The sequence below is a fragment of the Rhodovibrio sodomensis genome, assembly GCF_016583645.1.
In the GTDB taxonomy this organism is placed as follows: Bacteria; Pseudomonadota; Alphaproteobacteria; order Kiloniellales; family Rhodovibrionaceae; genus Rhodovibrio; species Rhodovibrio sodomensis.
In genome coordinates, this window is the sequence record NZ_NRRL01000308.1 from 1 (window position 1) to 521 (window position 521).

Below are 521 nucleotides of genomic sequence, written 5' to 3' on the forward strand. Positions count from 1 at the left end.
GATCGACAAGATCAGCTGTTGGCCGAGCCCGTTCACCTTGAACACCTGTTCGGTAATGATCGCCCCGCCAAAGATTTGCGGCACACCCAGCGCGATGACCGTGATGACGGGGATCAGCGAGTTGCGCAGCACATGCACCAGCACCACGACCTTTTCGGTCAGCCCCTTGGCGCGGGCGGTGCGCACGTAATCTTGCCCAAGGTTATCGAGCATAGACGAGCGCATGAACCGCGAGATTTGCGCGGCATTGTAAAGTGCAAGCACCGTGACCGGCATCACCATCTGGCGGATTTGTTCCTTGAAGCTGGCCCAATCGGTCACCTGAAGCGTGGTGTCATAGACCGAGGGGAACCATTTCAATTGCACGGCAAAGATGATGATCAGCGCGACCCCGGTGAAAAACGTCGGCACCGAGAACCCCACCATCGAGATAAAGGTGCCCAGATTGTCGAACCACGAATATTGCCGATAGGCCGATATAATGCCGATTGGCACCGCGATCAGCACGCCGACCACATAGG

1 protein-coding gene is annotated in these 521 nt (G+C 57.0%); it reads right to left on the minus strand.

Annotated elements, in window-relative coordinates; translation table 11 throughout:
* On the minus strand, positions 1–521 hold a 521-nt coding region (locus CKO28_RS27905), incomplete at both ends, for an ABC transporter permease (RefSeq protein WP_200344814.1).